17 protein-coding genes and 2 pseudogenes are annotated in these 17,294 nt (G+C 59.2%); 15 read left to right on the top strand and 4 right to left on the bottom strand.

Annotated elements, in window-relative coordinates:
• The first annotated feature begins 170 nt into the window (after window positions 1-170).
• Both L810_RS09140 and L810_RS09135 read left to right on the top strand, forming a co-directional pair.
• Complete coding sequence (locus L810_RS09140; protein ID WP_021158090.1) at window positions 171-404, top strand: flagellar transcriptional regulator FlhD; 234 nt, start codon at window positions 171-173, stop codon at window positions 402-404.
• 106 nt (window positions 405-510) lie between these two features.
• Complete coding sequence (locus L810_RS09135; RefSeq protein WP_021158089.1) at window positions 511-819, top strand: H-NS histone family protein; 309 nt, start codon at window positions 511-513, stop codon at window positions 817-819.
• A gap of 366 nt (window positions 820-1,185) precedes the next feature.
• Here the strand turns inward: L810_RS09135 and L810_RS09130 are convergent, their stop codons facing one another.
• Complete coding sequence (locus L810_RS09130) at window positions 1,186-1,569, bottom strand: hypothetical protein (protein ID WP_021158088.1); 384 nt, start codon at window positions 1,567-1,569, stop codon at window positions 1,186-1,188.
• Window positions 1,570-1,818: 249 nt separating this feature from the next.
• Between L810_RS09130 and L810_RS09125 the strand changes: the two genes are divergently transcribed.
• From L810_RS09125 to L810_RS09095, 8 genes and pseudogenes are all read left to right on the top strand, one after another.
• Window positions 1,819-2,259 (top strand): Hsp20/alpha crystallin family protein, encoded by a 441-nt coding sequence (locus L810_RS09125; protein ID WP_021158087.1) that lies wholly within the window; start codon window positions 1,819-1,821, stop codon window positions 2,257-2,259.
• 15 nt (window positions 2,260-2,274) lie between these two features.
• Window positions 2,275-2,682 carry an Hsp20/alpha crystallin family protein gene (locus tag L810_RS09120; RefSeq protein WP_021158086.1) on the top strand — a complete coding sequence of 136 codons (408 nt, stop codon included), beginning with the start codon at window positions 2,275-2,277 and terminating at the stop codon, window positions 2,680-2,682.
• 152 nt (window positions 2,683-2,834) lie between these two features.
• On the top strand, window positions 2,835-3,005 hold the full coding sequence (locus L810_RS09115; protein WP_021158085.1) for a hypothetical protein: 171 nt from the start codon (window positions 2,835-2,837) through the stop codon (window positions 3,003-3,005).
• Between the two features lie 19 nt (window positions 3,006-3,024).
• The gene (locus L810_RS09110; RefSeq protein WP_042973855.1) at window positions 3,025-3,588 is read left to right on the top strand and encodes an Hsp20/alpha crystallin family protein; all 564 of its coding nucleotides are present in this window, start codon (window positions 3,025-3,027) and stop codon (window positions 3,586-3,588) included.
• 67 nt (window positions 3,589-3,655) lie between these two features.
• Window positions 3,656-3,898, top strand: a complete 243-nt coding sequence (locus tag L810_RS09105; RefSeq protein ID WP_021158083.1) for a hypothetical protein — start codon at window positions 3,656-3,658, stop codon at window positions 3,896-3,898.
• A gap of 591 nt (window positions 3,899-4,489) precedes the next feature.
• Window positions 4,490-4,720, top strand: a pseudogene (locus L810_RS48975) (transposase); the annotation flags it as partial.
• A gap of 257 nt (window positions 4,721-4,977) precedes the next feature.
• Entirely contained in the window at window positions 4,978-6,006 is a 1,029-nt protein-coding gene (locus L810_RS09100) for a hypothetical protein (RefSeq protein WP_021158082.1), read from the top strand.
• 121 nt (window positions 6,007-6,127) lie between these two features.
• Window positions 6,128-6,313 (top strand): hypothetical protein, encoded by a 186-nt coding sequence (locus tag L810_RS09095; RefSeq protein ID WP_042973879.1) that lies wholly within the window; start codon window positions 6,128-6,130, stop codon window positions 6,311-6,313.
• Between the two features lie 179 nt (window positions 6,314-6,492).
• Here the strand turns inward: L810_RS09095 and L810_RS09090 are convergent, their stop codons facing one another.
• Window positions 6,493-6,807, bottom strand: coding sequence for a hypothetical protein (locus L810_RS09090; RefSeq protein ID WP_021158081.1), 315 nt, complete (start codon window positions 6,805-6,807; stop codon window positions 6,493-6,495).
• A gap of 238 nt (window positions 6,808-7,045) precedes the next feature.
• Here L810_RS09090 and L810_RS44915 point away from each other — a divergent pair.
• Window positions 7,046-7,264: pseudogene (locus L810_RS44915) on the top strand (Fic family protein); the annotation flags it as partial.
• Window positions 7,265-7,627: 363 nt separating this feature from the next.
• Here L810_RS44915 and L810_RS09085 read toward each other — a convergent pair.
• Complete coding sequence (locus tag L810_RS09085) at window positions 7,628-8,566, bottom strand: response regulator (protein ID WP_021158079.1); 939 nt, start codon at window positions 8,564-8,566, stop codon at window positions 7,628-7,630.
• A 244-nt stretch (window positions 8,567-8,810) separates the two neighbouring features.
• Between L810_RS09085 and L810_RS09080 the strand changes: the two genes are divergently transcribed.
• The gene (locus L810_RS09080; protein ID WP_021158078.1) at window positions 8,811-9,284 is read left to right on the top strand and encodes an acyl-CoA thioesterase; all 474 of its coding nucleotides are present in this window, start codon (window positions 8,811-8,813) and stop codon (window positions 9,282-9,284) included.
• Window positions 9,285-9,297: 13 nt separating this feature from the next.
• Here L810_RS09080 and L810_RS09075 read toward each other — a convergent pair whose 3' ends face one another.
• Window positions 9,298-10,740, bottom strand: coding sequence for a sensor histidine kinase (locus tag L810_RS09075; protein ID WP_042973854.1), 1,443 nt, complete (start codon window positions 10,738-10,740; stop codon window positions 9,298-9,300).
• A 1,358-nt stretch (window positions 10,741-12,098) separates the two neighbouring features.
• Here L810_RS09075 and L810_RS09070 point away from each other — a divergent pair.
• From L810_RS09070 to L810_RS46970, 3 genes are all read left to right on the top strand, one after another.
• Window positions 12,099-14,846, top strand: a complete 2,748-nt coding sequence (locus tag L810_RS09070) for a hypothetical protein (protein WP_021158075.1) — start codon at window positions 12,099-12,101, stop codon at window positions 14,844-14,846.
• Window positions 14,847-14,975: 129 nt separating this feature from the next.
• Window positions 14,976-15,980, top strand: coding sequence for an ATP-binding protein (locus tag L810_RS09065; RefSeq protein ID WP_021158074.1), 1,005 nt, complete (start codon window positions 14,976-14,978; stop codon window positions 15,978-15,980).
• A gap of 399 nt (window positions 15,981-16,379) precedes the next feature.
• On the top strand, window positions 16,380-17,294 hold a 915-nt coding region (locus tag L810_RS46970; RefSeq protein WP_179945666.1), incomplete at its 3' end, for a TniQ family protein.

The raw sequence follows: 17,294 nt of genomic DNA, 5'->3' as shown, positions 1-17,294 counted from the left end.
AATGGCGAATGGTGAATTGCAATTGCCGATTTCGAATATGTCGGATGCCATCTAGGATTTGTCGGCATGACGTCGATTGCCTGACATAGATTCAGGCATCCATTACTGGACGGCTGGTCGCGGCGCCGCGCGTGCGGCATGCGACGACCGCCGTCGGCTCAGGAGCAGTCATGACCGGACAGGGCGATATCTTCGATGCAATTGCGGAATTCAACCGGGCGTATCTCGTGCTCGCGCAGCGCATATTGCGTATCGATTACGAACAAGGCAAGCGGCAATTGGGTATCTCGGATGCCATTGCTGCATCGATCGACGCGTTGACGCTGGATCAGATCGATGAACTCGCGGCCGGCGGCGAGCTGGTTTGTGAATTTCGTGCCGAAAACGCGCCGGGCCGCGCGTGATTCGTTTTCCGGTTTTCCCGAATGGATGTTCCGGTCGCGCCTTTTCACGAGATTGCACCGTCGCGGCCGTTCGTCTTTTTACATCAAGAGAATGTGGAGGAATTGCATGCCCGGTTATCGCGAATTGAAGGCGCAAGCCGATGAATTGATGAAGCGCGTCGAGGAAGCCCGGCTCGCCGAACTCGAGGCCGTCATACAGGAGATTCGCACCCGGGTCGCCGAATATGGGCTGACCGCCGGGCAGATATTCGGCCGCCACGGCGGCGCGGCGAAAGCGATGCCGCGAAAGAGCGCATCGGCGCCGCGCTATCGCGACCCGAAGACCGGCGCGACCTGGAGCGGGCGCGGGCGCGAGCCGGCCTGGATCAAAGGCGGCCGTCGCGACCGGTTCCTGATCGAGCGCAACGCCGGCTGAGCGTGACGTCTTTCGAATCCCGCTTTCCGGCAGCGGAGCAGCCGCTTGCGACGTGTGGGCCTGGAGATGCCGCGACGTGCGCATGGGAGGCCGGCGTTGCCGGCCTCCCGATGCACGCTGAGCTGCGGTGATCCCATCGCGATGGTGCGCTTCGTCGTCCCGCGCCGGTCGAAACGATGCTCGTGGATCACACGTCGGCGCAAACTGGATTCCGTAACCCGGGCAGGCAATGCGTCCTTTCACCGCGCCCCGCTGGTTCAGACACGGCAACAGCAGCAAGTGCCCGGTCCTGCCCGCCTGGCGTCCAGCCGAGCTGAATGTCGGCCACGACGCTGCTGACGCGCGGCGGAGCGCTGCACCGATCGGTCAGCGGGTCGGCGGAGCCGTACTCAGCTTCTCCGACAGCATCCGCTCGTACACGCCAAAGTGCAGATCGACCTCCTTTTGCGTGACCGGGGTGACCGTGATGTTGATCTGGTCGGGCAACAGGCCCAGCACAACCGCAACCGCGGCTTCAAGTTGCGGTGCACAAACCTTGTCCTCCGCCATCGTCGTGCCGACCAGCACGTCGTAGGTCTGTTCGTGCCGGCAGACGACCTCGACGAGTCGCGCCCGCGCGCTCATGTTGTTGTCGATCGCGAGCCTGACGACCTCGGTCACAGTACGCATCGTCTCGGTCGGAAAGCCCTTCGTCGAGCGTAGCCGGATACGATGCCTGCCCAGCGTAAGCCAGTCCGTGTCGAATTCCATGGCGTCCTCCGCATGCAGTTCCAAGCCGCTGCGATGATAGGTTCCAGCACCGGAATTTCAAGTGCAAAAATCTGCCGACGGACCTTGAAATTTTTCGCAGAGTGTCTATCTTGAGTTTCGCTCAGGCAGACGCGCGGGCCTCCGGATCCCGCGTGCTGCGTGTTTCTATTTGTTTGCCGGCAGTCTGGCAGGCGAACTGGAGCGCGTAGGCCCGTTCGCCCCCCGGCTGCATTCAAGGAGGATACGATCGTGAGCGATCTTTACTTCGGAACCGACCTCTTCAGCGAATTAGACCGCCTGCAGCAGCAGATGGCGCAACACTTCGGCGGCTTCCCGTCCAGCATCCGCGCTGGCCGGCTGGGCGCGTTTCCCCAGATCAATATCGGTGCGACCGACGAGTCGATCGAGATCGTCGCCTTTGCCCCGGGCATCAACGCCACCGAACTCGACGTATCGATCGACAAGGGCCTGCTGACCATCAGCGGTGAACGCAAATCGACACAGCCCGACACGGGAAGCGCGACGCGTACGTATGCGCAGGAGCGCTTTGCCGGTGCCTTCAGGCGCGTCATCGAGCTGCCCGACACCGCCGATCCGGACAAGGTCCAGGCGCGCTACGAAAATGGCTGCCTGTCGATCAGCGTCGGCAGGCGAGAATCGTCCAGGCCGCGCGCCATCACTGTCCAGTAATCCGAGGAGCCGATCATGAATGACACGACCCAACTGGCCGAACGCGGCCCGTCCAACGTCGCACGTCGCGGCACCGAACAACCCAGGCGCCGGATCACGCTCGTCCCGGCCGTCGACATATACGAGGACAGCCAGGTCGTCACGCTATGGGCGGATCTGCCCGGTGTGACGAAGGACAAGCTGGACGTCAAGGTTCACGACAACAACCTCTCGATCGAGGCCGAGGCGGCGGTGCCGACGCCGGCAAATCTGCGGCTGCAGCATGCCGAGGTCCGCGAACCGCACTTCGCCCGGACGTTCACGCTGTCACCGGACTTCGACACGTCAAGGATCGAGGCGAGCCTCCAGGACGGGGTGCTGAAGCTGACAATCCCGCGCCGCGACGAGGCGCGCCCACGGCGCGTTGAAGTCAGGACCGGCTGACCCGTCGGCAACGGCAAGGTCGGCAACCAGGGCGGCAGCGATCGCGCTGCCGCCTGCGCGAACCGGGAGCAGGGGGGCGGGTGTCTGATTTTATACAGGAGTCCTGTAAAGGACACACGATCGATCTCCACGCGATTCCCGTGTGACGGATCGTGACCCGCCTGTCCGCACTGGACGGCTACGTCGCCATCGTCCGGATAGTCCGAATCGAACGGAGCGATGAGGTGTTGACCGACCGGCATCTGCCGGGTTTCAGCGAACGCTGGACAAGCGCGACCGAAGCGCGGTGGGATGCGGTCGAGTACGCGGTGAAATCAGATTGAAGCTGAATCGGAGGACGCCATGAATACCGATTTGAAAAAGTGGAACCCCTTCAAGTTCCTTCGCGGAACTGCCCGCAAGTCCGATGTGGAAGGCACGGAAAGTCCGCCGACAGACGAACAGTGGCGGGCCTCGTGGCCTGACATCCCGCGACTGTTCTCACGCGACTCGTGGCGTGCAATGGAGGCGTTCTTTCACGACCCGTTTGCCGGCCGTGGCGTGCTCGAGCGCTGGTTTGGCGACTTCAGTTCATCGCGCTTCCAGCCGCGTATCGACGTCGTCGATGAGGGGCTGGTGCTGCGCGTGACCGCCGAACTGCCCGGAATGGACCGCGAAGATCTGAAGCTGAGCGTCGAGGATGGGGCAATCGTGCTGCGCGGAGAGAAAAAGCAGGATGTGCGCGACGAGGAAAACGGCTGCTACCGGCTGGAGCGCGCCCATGGAAGCTTCATGCGCACGATCCCGATGCCTGAAAACGCCGACCCCGACCACACCCTGGCAAAGTTTGACAACGGTGTGCTCACGTTGACCGTGCCGAAATCGGAGCCGGTGCAGTCCGCCAGTCGCGCGATCGATATCGGCTAGGGCAAGCACGCAAAGATCCCGCATCGCCGGGCTCGCTTCGGGCGCAACACGCTGCAGGAGGTGTCATATGCAAACGGACAACGTCATCGCGTATCACGGCTGCGAGGTCCGGCCGGTGGTAACCGCCACCGAAAACAATCGCTACGCAGCGGCGGCCATGGTCACCGACCGGGCTGGCGAAACACGCACGCTCGGCGTCGATGGTGATTTCGCCAACGCCCAGGAGGCACGCGATGAAGCGCTGGAGCTTGCCGTCGCATGGATCCAGCAACGCTCGGTCGTTTCGGAGCGGTATGTCCGGCGGATCTAGCGTGCCGGTCGAAAGCCGAGGGCCGGGCGCGAAGCAGGCACCTGCGGAATTGATGGTCGATTCGTTCCCGGTTCCGATGGCTACGGCCGGTTAGCGACCGTGAATACAAGCGACGAGAAAGCGTAGGGTCGATGCCGGGCCGATAACAACAGATTTCATGACGTCACGGCTTATGATAGGGAATTGCGCTTACCTTGCTCATGCCCCTGACAGGGCGCCTCAATGGATTGCGGGAGCAAAGAAGCGCGATCGTTTTTTGAACAAACAATGAGTCGAGTCGTCGATTGAGCACAAAGCCGCTAACCTTGGAAAACGGGAGATACTGGGCGACGTGTCGCGAGCGAACGGTTTTCGCTGCCACGGCAAATGGATATGGTGATGTCTTTCCCGGTGCAGAGGTGATCGTCAAGGATGGATGGGCCACCTTCACCCGCGACGGCGTCGAGGTGTGGAACTGCAGTGCACGTTATGCAGCCGCACACTTCGACGTTCAGGCTGCTTAGGGGCTGTCGACCAAAAGCAACGAGACGACGTCCGGCGCTGTCACCTTCAACGGCAATCTGTTTACATCCTGTCTTTTGCGAGGCGGGGATGGTGCGGAGGCTGTTGCGAGGTGACCAATACGAACACATTGCGCAGTTGCTGCCCGGCAAGGCGGGAGGCCGAGGCCGACCGGCAATCGACAACCGGGAATTTGTCGAGGCTGTTTCGTGGATTGCCCGCACAGGCAGCCCGTGGCGCGACCTCCCAGAAGAATTCGGCCGCTGGAACAGCATATACAAGCGATTCGCGCGCGGATCCCAGGCCGGCATGCTCCCGCAATCTGGTCGAACGGTTCCTTGTTCGAATCAAACAGTTCCGTCGCATGGCTACCCGATACGATAAATTGTCCCGGCGCTACGCGTCCTTCGTTGCTGCAGCCGCTTCGTTCATATGGCTTGTTTAAATCACTGTCGGATAACGCACGACGCTGAGTAAGTGCCACCAGCGTTCGGAATATCAAGCAGGCTTCAGGAGGCGCTAAGATGTGGCCCGTAGCCATCTAATGACGTGGCCATTAACGAATAACGGGGGAGTGCATGCTGCAGGTAGACCGTGGCCGGGTTACCGACCCGAATACGCTTTCGCCGATCGAGATCGCGGAGGCCTGCGGGGAGCACGGGCAGCTGGTTGTCCAGTTCAGCACGCCCGAAGCCTACAACCCGGTGATCCTGCAATCGCTGAACGAAGCTTGCCGGCTAGCCGGGGACCGCCTTCAGGTCCGGTTCTACGGGCACTACCGGACGCCGTTCGATGCGGCCTCGCTGCGCCATTTGCCCGAAATACGCGACCTTGCAGTCGATTGCCTTTCCGAGATCGTCCATGAAGAAGAAGTCGGCCTGCTTCCAAAGCTGAAACGCCTGAGCTTCGGGGTTTTCAAGCTGAATCGGCCCGACTTCCTCGACACGATCGACGTTGGCCGACTTGAGCGGCTTGTGCTGGCTGAAAACCATAAGCGGAATATCGATCTGTCGCCTCTGGCGCGGTGCGGATCGCTGACCGAACTATTCATCCAAGGCCATTCAAAGGATATCGACGCGATCGCAGGTCTATCCCGCCTGCGCAAGCTGACGCTCAGTTCCTATGCGAAAAAGCATCCGCTCGGCTTCATCTCGGCCATCTCGAACTTGAGGGAAATGACGCTGATCCTGGGCGGTCGCGATGACATCGACGACCTGTCTAGTACAACCATCGAGATGCTGCAAATCCTGCGCGTGCGCGGGCTTTCCACGTTGGGCGACCTATCACGCTTGCCCTCGCTTTCTGCCCTGCGCATCGAGGACCAGTTGCAGCTTTCGAGGCTGGACCTGTGCGGCGCGAAGTTGGAACGGCTGTCGCTGTTCAATTGCCGGAACCTGGCCGAATTACCCGGACTAGACGTGCAGGACCGGTTGCGGGAGTTTCGCGCTTCGGGCGTGGCGCTTGACCTGAATGCATTGCGTGACCGGGATTGGTCTCCGGCTACTCGTTCTGTCAGCCTGTTTTCGGGCAGCATGAAATGGAACGACGACGCCGAGGTCCGTCTGGCTGTGCGTGGGTTGGGCGAGAAGGGTAGCCTCTGGCCATGATTTACCGTTAGGGCCTGCCGCAACTCAAGGCGGCAGTAGTGGATATCCGTAGCGCGCGTGCTTCCCCGATCCTTGATTTCGTTTGCTTGATATTGTCAACAGGCTCCAGGAGAATCCGCAGATGAGCCAGCTTGTTCAGATTGCGCCCGGCGTTGTGTTCTCATCTGATGTGCTTGGCGTCGATTGGGCGCGGAAATATCGACAGGACGACGGCGATGCACAGCCCACGGACCGGCAGGACCTGGCGGCAAAGGAAAGCGATCAGACAGGTCGCACAAGCATGCCGGCTCAGTTGTCGTTGTTGTAGAGAACCGCCGATCGCAGGCACCTTGCGCCTGTCGCGCCTTCGAGTTGCCGCCGACGTTCGCTCCTGCGCCGATGCCCGACGCAGGCACCGGTTTCTTCTGCAAGTGAGTGCCGGGCCTGACCAAACGTCAACGGGAAGCGCGCGCGAGCGCGAGGTCGCGCTTCCGTTCCGACCGCTTCTTACGCGTCTTTCAGCCAGGGCATTTCCACGGGTGACACTACCAGCTGCCGGAATTCGCGTTTCAGATCGAAGATGAACCCGACCAGGATCATGGATTCGGCGTAAGGAATCGGAAAGACATGCGGATTTTCCGGAGTCCGCAGGGGGCGCTCGGGCGTGTCGGCGGTCGCTGCGGCGTTCTCGCGAACGCTTTCCAGTTCGTCAGCCATGGCCGGGTCACCGACTTTCAACACACGGTTGCGCAGGTCGCTGAAGGGCTCGATGCGCGCAGCGTCTTCGTGGTATTCGGGTACTTCGTAAACGAACCAGGACATTTTCGTCTCCCATGAGAAGGGGCGCTATTCTAACGCTGCCCGAGGATCCACCGAAAATCGGCCATGTCGCGCGATGGCTGTGGGCGCTGCGAGGAAGTGGGCCTTCGAGGTGTGATCACCGATATGTCTCCCTGAATCACCCGAAAACCGCGCGGCCCTGAGCCGATACGTCGAATGGCGCTGGAAGCGCAGCAAAGCAACGACGCCCGACCGGAGCAGGTGGCGGGGACTATGGTCGAAGGGCATCGATGCTGAAGAAGCAGGCCGGTATCGCCGCGAAAACGTGGTGATCGCGGGTGCGAGTACAACCCCGCCGGATTTCATGCATCTGCCTGCTGAAATGGCCGCGCTGATCGACTGGTATGAAGCGGCTGGAGACATGCATCCGGTCGAGCGGGCGGCGGAGCTGCACACGCGATTCGCGAAGATCCATCCGTTCATTGATGGTCGACCGCGATGGGCACCGGATCCGGAAACGTGCCGCCGACCGATCGAGGTCGCGCGGGGATATCAGGGAGCCTTGATTTTGCTGCGTTTTATCGGCGTAGATCGAACCAGATCCGCCAAGGCTTGCCAAGCGGCACCTGAAACAATACTCAGCGGTATCAGTCGCTTGCTGAATGGCCCTTCCGCGCCTCTGATACCTGCCCTGAATGAATGTGCCACCTGATTGGAATAGTGGGTGGCCCTCGGAATAGGGCGCTATTGAAACAAAAGTCGGCGCCGCCGATAACTGTCAACATTGACAGGGATTGCTTCAAATCGAGTGCTTGCCGACTCGACGACAGCACGACCTGATTGAAGACAGGCGGATGATCCGTCAAGCGTGACGCCATTTTGCCAACGTGGGCAGCTCGCGTTCGGTGGCCGTATCGTCCAGACGGGTCCAGCTGTAAAACGTGCCGTTCCATCCCGGAACGGGCAGGGGCGCCGCGCATTTGACGTCGGCGAGGCCCGGTCGATAGGCCTGCGATGGCCAGAACAGCGGCATGATGCTGCGCGCCTCCATGCCTTGACGCAATTCGGCCGGACCGTTCGCGTCGGACACGATATCGCAGTGAAACGACCAGTCCTCCTCGTTCCAGGCGAGAAATACGCTTGGCGCGCCCGCGGCGTCGAACATCAGCACCGCGTCCTGATTGGGGCGCCAGTAATATTCGACGATGCCTTCCCGCGCGGCCACCTCGTCGATCAGTTTGACGATCCTCGGATCCCGGTAGGTCGACCCTGCTTCATGCAGGCTGATGTGCCCGCGAGCCGCGCAGTGCTTGCGTTTCGCGTTGTCCAGCACGGTTGCCAGCTTGCGCGGCATCTCGACGTCGGTTTTCTTCAGAAAGCAATCGATCAGTCCCGCGTTGAACGCGTCCACCGCCTCGCGCTCGTCGGCAACGCCGGTGAGCAGGATTTTCATGCAGTTTGCGTTACGGATGGAGGAAAGAAGCTGGATGCCGTCGACCTCCGGCATCGAAAAGTCCACGACCACCGCGCCCACCGCCTCGAATCGGGCGGGATCGGTGAGCGCATCCTCGCCGATCGCATTGCCGCCTTTTTTCTCCGCACCGAAATAGTCCGCGGCCGTTGGCGGGATCTCCACGTCACGCGACGACACGAAGTCGAGCGCCAACCGGGGTTGCGTAAAAAAGCGGTTCAGGTGTTCATCCGGAAATGCGCCCCGCAGCGCCTGCAGGAAATCCGGGTTGTCGTCGACAAACACCACGGACACGGGATAAAGCACCGGCTGCCTGACGAAGGTTTGCATACGAGTGTCGATAAATCAGCAGAAAAAGATTCGATAACGGAGACGCGTTTCCAAAAATGACGGCCGCGTTGCATGACCGGGCCAATTATCCGGCGAAAGTGGGATTTGCATCAACCATTTGTCAACCACTAATTTGGCATGTATTGACCGAAGCGCTCAACAGAATTGCACGGCGAGAATCTGGCCATTCCTTCTCGTTGAAGGAATGCGCCGCTACCGCCAGTAGCGATTCAAGGAGTTATCCATGTTGACGCAAGACGCGATTCTTCACGTCCTTTCAAACGAAACGGCACATCAGTCCGAAAAAACCTTCCACCACGTGGTCGACATTTACCTCAAGGATTCCAATGCCTTCATGAATACCTATTTCGCACGCTACTTCGAATGGCAGGGCGTGTGCCGTGAACGCTGGTTTCACGAATGCATCCACAACAACCTGCTGGCGGCCGGCGGTTCGTTCGTGACGAAGCGCGCGCATCAGGAATACGTCCAGGAGACTTTTCCGTTCCAGCGGGTCGACTGCTTCCTCAATACGTTCGAGGTTCGGCAGTGTTCGGCGTATCTGCTGTTTCGCTTCTACGTCGACGGACGACAGGTGTCGCTGGGGTACCAGCAGATCGTGTTCGCCGGTCCCGACAAGCGGATCAGCCGGTTTCCGGCGGGCATCATCGAGCGCGTCAAGGCGTATGAACTGATCCTGCCGTCCGCCGCGAACTGAAGGTGAGACTGCCTTACCCGATGCGATAGTGCCGGGTGGGCGCCGGCGGATCGCGCAATGCCTGGTCCGCCGGCGAGCCGGGCTCCGGCAGCCGAATCGTGAACGTGGTCCGGACGCCGGGGATGGATTCACACGCGATGGCGCCGCCGAGCGCTTCGCAGGCGCGGCGACAGAAGCTCAAGCCCATGCCCGCGCCGCACCCGTGCGACTTGGTCGAGAAGAAGGCGTCGAAGATCTGAGGGAGCACCTCGGGCGCGATGCCCGGGCCCGTGTCGCTGAAACGCACCACGCAATAACCGTTGCTGCGATGCGCGTCGATCTCGATCTGCCCACGGCCGCTTGCGTCGATCGCATACAGGGCGTTTTTCAGCAGGTTGAAGATGACGAAGATCACGAGCGAGTCGGTTCCGGAGAACCGGAGGTCCGGATCGATCGCGCCGACCGACACGCGGTCGCGCTCACCCGGCCGGAAGGGAAAACGATCCACCGCGGCGTCGACACAGGCCCGTATCGGATAGGCCGCGAAGCCGTGGCGATCGAGTCGGTCCAGCGTAAAGGACGCCAGCGACATTTCGACCACGGTGCTCGTGGTGTCGACCTGGCGCCGGATCGACGATGCGAGCGTCGGCAGCCGGTCCAGTTGCCCCGGATACAAGCTGTCGGCGCACAACCGGTGCTCCACCGCCAGCCGATACCCGCGCAGCAGCGCCGGCAGGACGTTGCGCAGCTCGTCCGCGTGCAGGCCGATCGCCGCCAGCGGCGTGGCCACTTCGTGCGCGACCGTCGCGGCCAGGAGATAGGGGCCCATCAGGCCATAGCGGACGATCGACGTCGCGAGAATCCCGAGACTCATCGCGATGAACAATACGCCCACCGGATAGAACTCGACGCCGTAGTTCACCGCGTAGTCGGTGGCCGCGAGCGAGTAGAGGCCCAGGCTGACGAGACATTGCGTGAGCAGTTGCCGGACATCTCGCGCGCGCGTCTGTCGTCGTGCCTCGATCAGGAGCCAGCCGCTGCGGCCGACCAGGAGGACGGTCTGCACGACGTGCAGCGGATGCAGGGGGCCCGCGTTGGGATACGGGCCGAAGAAATGCAGGCGGAATCCATCGACGACCCCATTGCCCGTGACCAGCAGCACGGCCAGCAGCACGCAAAGGCCGTAGGAGGCGAACATGAACGGCCGCTCGTCCCGACGCGACACGATCTCCGTCACGAAATGATAGAAGGTCGTCGGCAGGAACAGGATGAACAGATAGCCAGCCTTGACCAGCAAGTTGGCGACGTCCGCGTCGGTCGTCTGGAACAGGAAGGCCCACGTTCCCTGCCAGACGAAGGTCGCCGCGCACATCAAGGCGAACGGGACGGAGACCCGCGTGAGGCCCTTCGTGGCCAGCACGTAGAGGCCGAACCCGAGAAACAACGCAGAGACGAACGCGGGCAAGATCGAGTACATGATGCGTGAATCCACAATGTTCACTGGTCGCGCACCACTGTACTGTCCTGGCCGGTGCCGGTTGCGAGAGTAGCACGCAGCGGCAGGCGAGCGAGCGCGGGCGGGTTGGTCCACGAGGGTTTCGCGCATCTCGATTGCGGATCGTGCGCGTGGCGGATCCTGAATAGGATAATCGATCGCCGTCGTGATCAGGAACTGACCATGGGCTAAAACTTTGCCGCATGCGAACCATGCATTCACGATTGCATTCGTTATTGCGATCGCGCGAACTATCGCCGTGACAAATGCCGGGAACCGCGCAGTAACAGATGCTGCGGCCGATCGGGTGAAGCGGGAATTCGAACAATGCAACAATTTGCCGCAGCCAACTGTTCGATCAGCGGATGAACTGTTCTCGATTTTCAAGCGATTTTTCGAAGCAATCGCATCGATCGAACACGAAATCCAGAATAATCGACCGACCCGATGCATCTTTCCGGGGACCCACGTTCCCTGTCATGGAAAAATGACGTCAGCCGGATAGCGGATGCATGCCTGCGGTAAACACCACAGGCTACGCATTAACACCGAGTTTCACGAATATTTCGCGATGATCGAAAATCGCACGGATTATCGAATCAAATTCGATGCCGACGGCCGCGGCACGGCCATCATGGAATCAGCATGACTTTTTTGCCGTCCGCGACGTTCTGGATGACCTTGAACCTGTCCAGCTCGCGCATCGTCAGCGCGCCTACGTAATTTGTATCGATAAATCGGCCGAGGGAAAAATAATTAAATGCTGAAATCCATATCGGGGCAGTGGGTTATATACGCTTTAGAAATAAGACGTAGTTTAGCTTTCAGTGAAAAATCTAGATAAAAATCCAACATGTGTGGGGGGATTTTTGAAGCGATTGCTTGTCAAACGATATTTTGCTGGCTATCACTAAACACTGTGGTACGTGACTTCCCACGTGCTGGTGGCGGTGGCTTAGGCTGCCGGGAAGTACGGCGCGTGTTCCCACCTTATCCATCACACCGCTGACGTGCGACGCCTTGGCGGTGCCGCGGGCTATCCAGACCGAAGAGGCCATCGTCCCACTACGCTCGCCTACTGAGTGGGCGTCGACGACACGCCATTGCTGCACGGAGTGAATTCGTGGCGAGGTAGCGCCAAAAGAAAACGGCGCCGTTGATAACGACGCCGCATCGCATTTACAGGAGACAAGTCCGATGATCTGACACTCACGGTGACTCTCGAGCGTTGCAGCGCTCGAGACCATAACTTCTCTTGCCCTCGAGTAACAGTCTCGTACTTCGACACGTCGAAGTCAAGGGGAGTTGCTTTCTTTTTTATCCCTTGAACCGAGACTGCAATGGCACGATTGTCTGCATTCCCGCTTGGCGAAATCGTTCGGAGACGTCGATCAGCCGCAATGGCCGTCCGCGACCAAAAGAATAAGCTTGCCAACGTCTGGCTGTTTGATTCGCCGAAAATGAACGAGCGGCAGGTGATCAGCGGCGACGTTCCGTTCATGCACGCCGTGCTACTCGAAGCCGATCCTGCGGTAGCTGGCTACTTCTTTAGAGACCGAATAGCGCAGAATGGCGGACGGGCTGGCACTCAGGATATGTGGGTCTACTATGCGGACGGCCGCCATGAAGTCTGGCGGTTCGTTGATGCCGCGCGGCAGCCCACTATGCCGAACCCGAATGACGCGCACGGAGAGCGCGGAGCCGATGTCGAGTCGAACATCGTGCTGAAGGCTGGCGAGGCACTCGAGTCACAAGCAATTAGGTTCGACAATGTTCTACATCTTTGCGGATTCGTGAATCGTGCTCGCTCGTGCACGGCATGGCATGAAGCACGGCTCGCCGTAAAACGCCTAGAAGCCGGGAAGCCCTTCAAACTGATCGACACACTGCAGCAAGACAATGTCGATCCCGCAGTTATGCTGGGTTTGCTCGGACACTACATTCTCAATGGCGAACTGCAAGTGGACCTGGCTACGCAACTGCTGGGTCGACTGTCGGAACTGCGCCCTGCACAGCACGACCCGGGACGCGCCAGTGACGTTGCGCCGGCTATCGCCTTGCCTAGCATCGATTCCGTCGACGCGCCTGATTCGGAACACCGATGCGAGGGACTAAAAATTCGCAGCGCGCGCGGTCGTCCCCGTTGCATTGTTTCCGCGGAGCATCGCGACTTTACGCGCTGGCCGGACGTCGACGATCTTACGCTCACGTTCTTGAGTGAAACCGACAGAGAAATGTTCAAGAGCCGCCGGTGGGCGGTCCAACTTGCCATCGAAGGCGTCGAATACGACGTGATCTATCTATGGACAAGGTGTGCAGCACCCGCCGTACGCTACTGGACAAAGCGGTGTTTGCTCCCGGATGGCGCTGGCGGCATTGTCGGGTTTCCCGCACTGATGCGTGGCTATCGTGTTGGGTACACACGCACGAAAAGCGTGGAGGTTCAGCAAGGCAGTGGCTCCGCCGGTTACGCGGGCGTATTCGGTCAGGTGCTGGAGCGCTATGAGGACTTGGCGGAGTTCATTAAGGACAGGTTGTTCCCTGACGGTAGCGAGCGATTGCCGGAGAAACGTGTGCCGTATCGCTCCATCTGGATAGACTTCAAGCTTGCGCTTCGCGAACGAGGTGTAGGTGACGGCGATTGGCCATTTAAGACCGATAATCAAGGTGAAAAAGCCGTTCGCGAGTATTGTAAAGAGCTCGAGGAAAATTACCCGCTTCTTGCTCGACGGGCGCGGTTGTCGGCCGATGCGGCGCGTCGTGCGGACGGGCGCGGCCCGAGCCCGCTTATTCGAGCCCAGAGGGTCGGCTCGTTCATGCAGTTGGATTTCCACTTCACGGACGCCATTGGTTGCCTCATCTTCGAGGATGCGCGGAAGGTACAACACCGGATTCCTGTTGCGCGCTTCTATATCGGGTTGATGTGCGACGAAAGCAACCAATCTGTGTATGGGTTTAATGCGGTGCTTCGGCCGGCTCCCACCGCCCAGAACGTACTCGAAATTGTCGATAGTGCGATTCGTACCGACCCCGTCGATTCCGGGCATCCCTTTTTTAGATACGCGCCGGATGGAAGTTACCTGATCGGTGCATTGATACCAGAGGTACGCCGAAGTGGCTTTACGGTGCTGAGGATGGACCGAGCATGGTGCAACACATGCGCTGATGTGACGAACAACCTGATGGATGTGCTCGGGTGCGCGATCAATTTTGGTCCTGCACGCGCTTGGTGGGCACGGGCCATTATTGAGCGGATAAATGGAACGCTAACTCGCCGAGGAGTTCAGCGCGTGCCGTCGACGTTGGGCAGTGGTCCAACAGATGGACGTCGAGACGATCCCGTCGGCAAGGCCACTCGCTACGAAATTAAGGTAAGCGACCTTATAGCCATCATCGTCGGTGAAATAAGGCACCATAATATGCAGACTAACGAAGGTTTGCACAATGCCAGCCCGGAGCAACTCGTGCGCGCAGCGGTTGATTTTCCGGAGCAACCGTACCTTCCACAGCCGCTTCCACAACGGAAAGACGACTGGATGTTTTTCGCTCATCTCGAAGAGGCGCGCATCACGGGACGAGCGGCCAAAGGTGAGCAGCCGAGTGTGAAGATACACGGCATTCGCTGTACCTATCGCAGCCGGGATTTTGCCGACAAACCTTGGCTGATTGGCAAGCCTATTAAGGTTTACGTCGACCTGCGGGATATTCGCCATGCAGTTGGCTTTATACCGGACATCAAACAATCCGTTGAGCTTGTGCCAGAACGGAAGTGGCGCGAGTACAGGGTATCCTGGTCCGATGCACTTTTGATCGCGCGCGACCGCCGCATACGCCGCGGAGACGACGAATACCGCGCGGTGGTCAGCATCTATCAGGAAGAACAGATGAAGGCCCTTGCACAGGCCGCGAAAACCAAGCGAGGTGCAATGAGCGCCAAGAATTTGGCGCTGGATGCGGCACGATATGAGCTGAACGAAAAAAAACAAGGAGAGAATCCGGAACCCACTGTTGAAGAGGGGTGGCAATCATCGATCGACCTTGTTAAAGCTTTGGGTATTTCGATCATTCCGATCACCGGACGAAATTGACGTCAACGGGTATTTGTGCGCATCGGACCCTCATGATCCACCATCCCCCCGTCGGACAGGCAGGGGCGGTTAGCGACGTAACGAGCTGGGCGTTTGAGACGATCAATCGCGAGCCAACAGGAGCAAGAGATGAATACGGTTAGTTATACTGAACCTCAAGTAATCGCCAATGCAGGGGATTTCGGCCGCGTCAAGCCATGGCTGCATCCACTGTTCATGAATGTCGATGCCCTTGGAACGCCGCCACTTGATGAAATGTATGCCGTCATACGGCTTGTCATGGTGACGGGTGCGACATCGTGCGCGATTGCCGCACCGAGTGGCACCGGAAAGACGTTTGCAATCGCAAAGTTCCGCGGCGCGCTGCAGCGTGACTACGGCGATATTCCCGTCGTGCTATATAACGCGTTGAACCTGCATGCGAACACGATCCGCGGCTTCTTCAAGAATTTTCTTTATGGCCTCGGATACGACAGCGCGATAGGGGAAACGGGCGACTTGCGGCAGAGAGTGACAAACTATCTTTCCGACGCTGCACGCCAATCAGGCACTTCTACCGTGATCTTGATGGTCGATGAAGCGCAGGAACTCAGAGAACTAGACATGCAGTTTCTGAAAGACATCTTTAATGCATTGCATAACGAGCGCGTGCGACTCGTTTCACTGCTCTTCGGGGAAGCCCCCAAATTTTACAATGTAGCTGCAAGCTGGCCAGAATGCATCGACGCAAGGTTCGCCCAGCACAAGTGCTCGCTCAGGGGATTGAACAAGCAGGAAGATATCGTGCGGGTCCTCAGAGAAATCGATTCCGCGCCGTTCTCGATCGGCAGCGATGATACTTGGACGAGCACACTCTTTCCTGCCGCCTACGCCGCCGGGTTTCGGCTGGAGAACGAGGCCCCGAGCTTTGTGAACGCATTGGCAAAGGCAACGCGCGGCAAGAGCTTGGCACTACCCACTGCGAACGTATTTGCCGCGATCAAGGCATGCGTCCACGCTCATTGGGAACGTGACGCGGCAGATATGGTGATAGGTGACGATGCGTGGAGGCAAGCGGTCGCATGGGGGCGCATTGCGAAGGCTGTGGCCGCACTGTCACGAGGCGAACCTCGCATATGGCAAATTTCCGCATAGGCGCGACTCATTGCGTGAGTCTCCAAGAGGCGTCTACGCTTCTGTGGGGGGCACGTGTCGCCGTGCCTGATATCCTGGTTGGCGAAATCGCCACACAAATGCCGTTGGAGGGCTCGGGCTACGATGGGCGACTTGGCTCTGCGACAAAGAACGCCGAATTGCCACATGATCGACGAGAATGGTCATGGTGCGCGTCCACGCGACACTAACCTGTAGCCGGGGAGCAGGTGGGCGAACGCCGCCCGTCACCGACAAGAGTACATCGGACCAAGTATGCGGAGTCGGGTCGAGCGGGGCGATAGAGCGCAACCGCGGGTGATCGGCCTTTGACACAAACGGGCGAAATGATGAAACGACTCGCCACGGGAGCGGGGAGTTGTGGCCGTTGAGGGAGGTGCAATGTCGCATCTCAAGTGCCAAGCGCTGCACCGCCGGGATCCGATTATCGGAACTGACCTCCCGCCAGTACAACACGAATCAACCTTCTCTGTACTATTGCGACTTGCCGCGCGCAATGTTTGGAATCGTCGCGGAATCTGCCGCGTTTTCGAGGTAGGCAATGCAGCGCATAATTTCAGCTTCTATGACGGTGACAATCTACTGCAGCAACGAATCATTGAAATGACAGGCTGGAATTGGCAACCGGCGGAGCGGGACGTCGACGGCCGTCTGCCACATCTGAACGACGCTTTATGGTCTCAGGTACTGCGATTCTGCCCGATATGCTTGTCAAATGGCTTTCATAGCTTGTGGTTCCAATTTTCCGCGATGCAGGAGTGTCCGATGCATCGATGTTTGTTGACGGACCGATGCCAGTCATGTGGCACACTCGTAGGCGCCTATCGTTTCACCGCGAAACTGTTCGCCACTCCGTTTAAGTGTTCAGAATGCGCTGGTTGGATCGCCGGAGCGCCGTTCATTCATGGAGGTGGAGAAGACTTACGAAGGCATCGCAGTTCGATCGAATTCGGGTTTGCACCGGTAAGTACATGGTTTGCCGAGGCCGCTGGCAAGCTACAATTTTTAAATGAGATTGCTTGTCGTTGGACGGATTCAGATTCACCCTTCAAGTTGTTGCACGATCGGCTCTTAACGGGAGCCATGGCGCTCTACCATCCCTTGCCAGCGCGATTGCGGTGGGAGTTTGCTGCTCCGGTCGACATCGTTGCGTGGCGACATAAAGTCGCGAACTCGGTTGGCGGGGAGTCTGATATGCCACATCGTTATGGCTATCTTCGATATGGCCTCCCATTGCTCGTGTATCGAGCAACGCTGCGTGCCTTATATAGCTTTGAACCGCACCGGATTTTGTGG

The sequence above is a fragment of the Burkholderia sp. AU4i genome, from assembly GCF_000466765.1.
Classification (GTDB): domain Bacteria; phylum Pseudomonadota; class Gammaproteobacteria; order Burkholderiales; family Burkholderiaceae; genus Burkholderia; species Burkholderia cepacia.
Note: the sequence above shows the minus strand (reverse complement) of the source record. Positions and strands in the feature narration are given on the sequence as shown.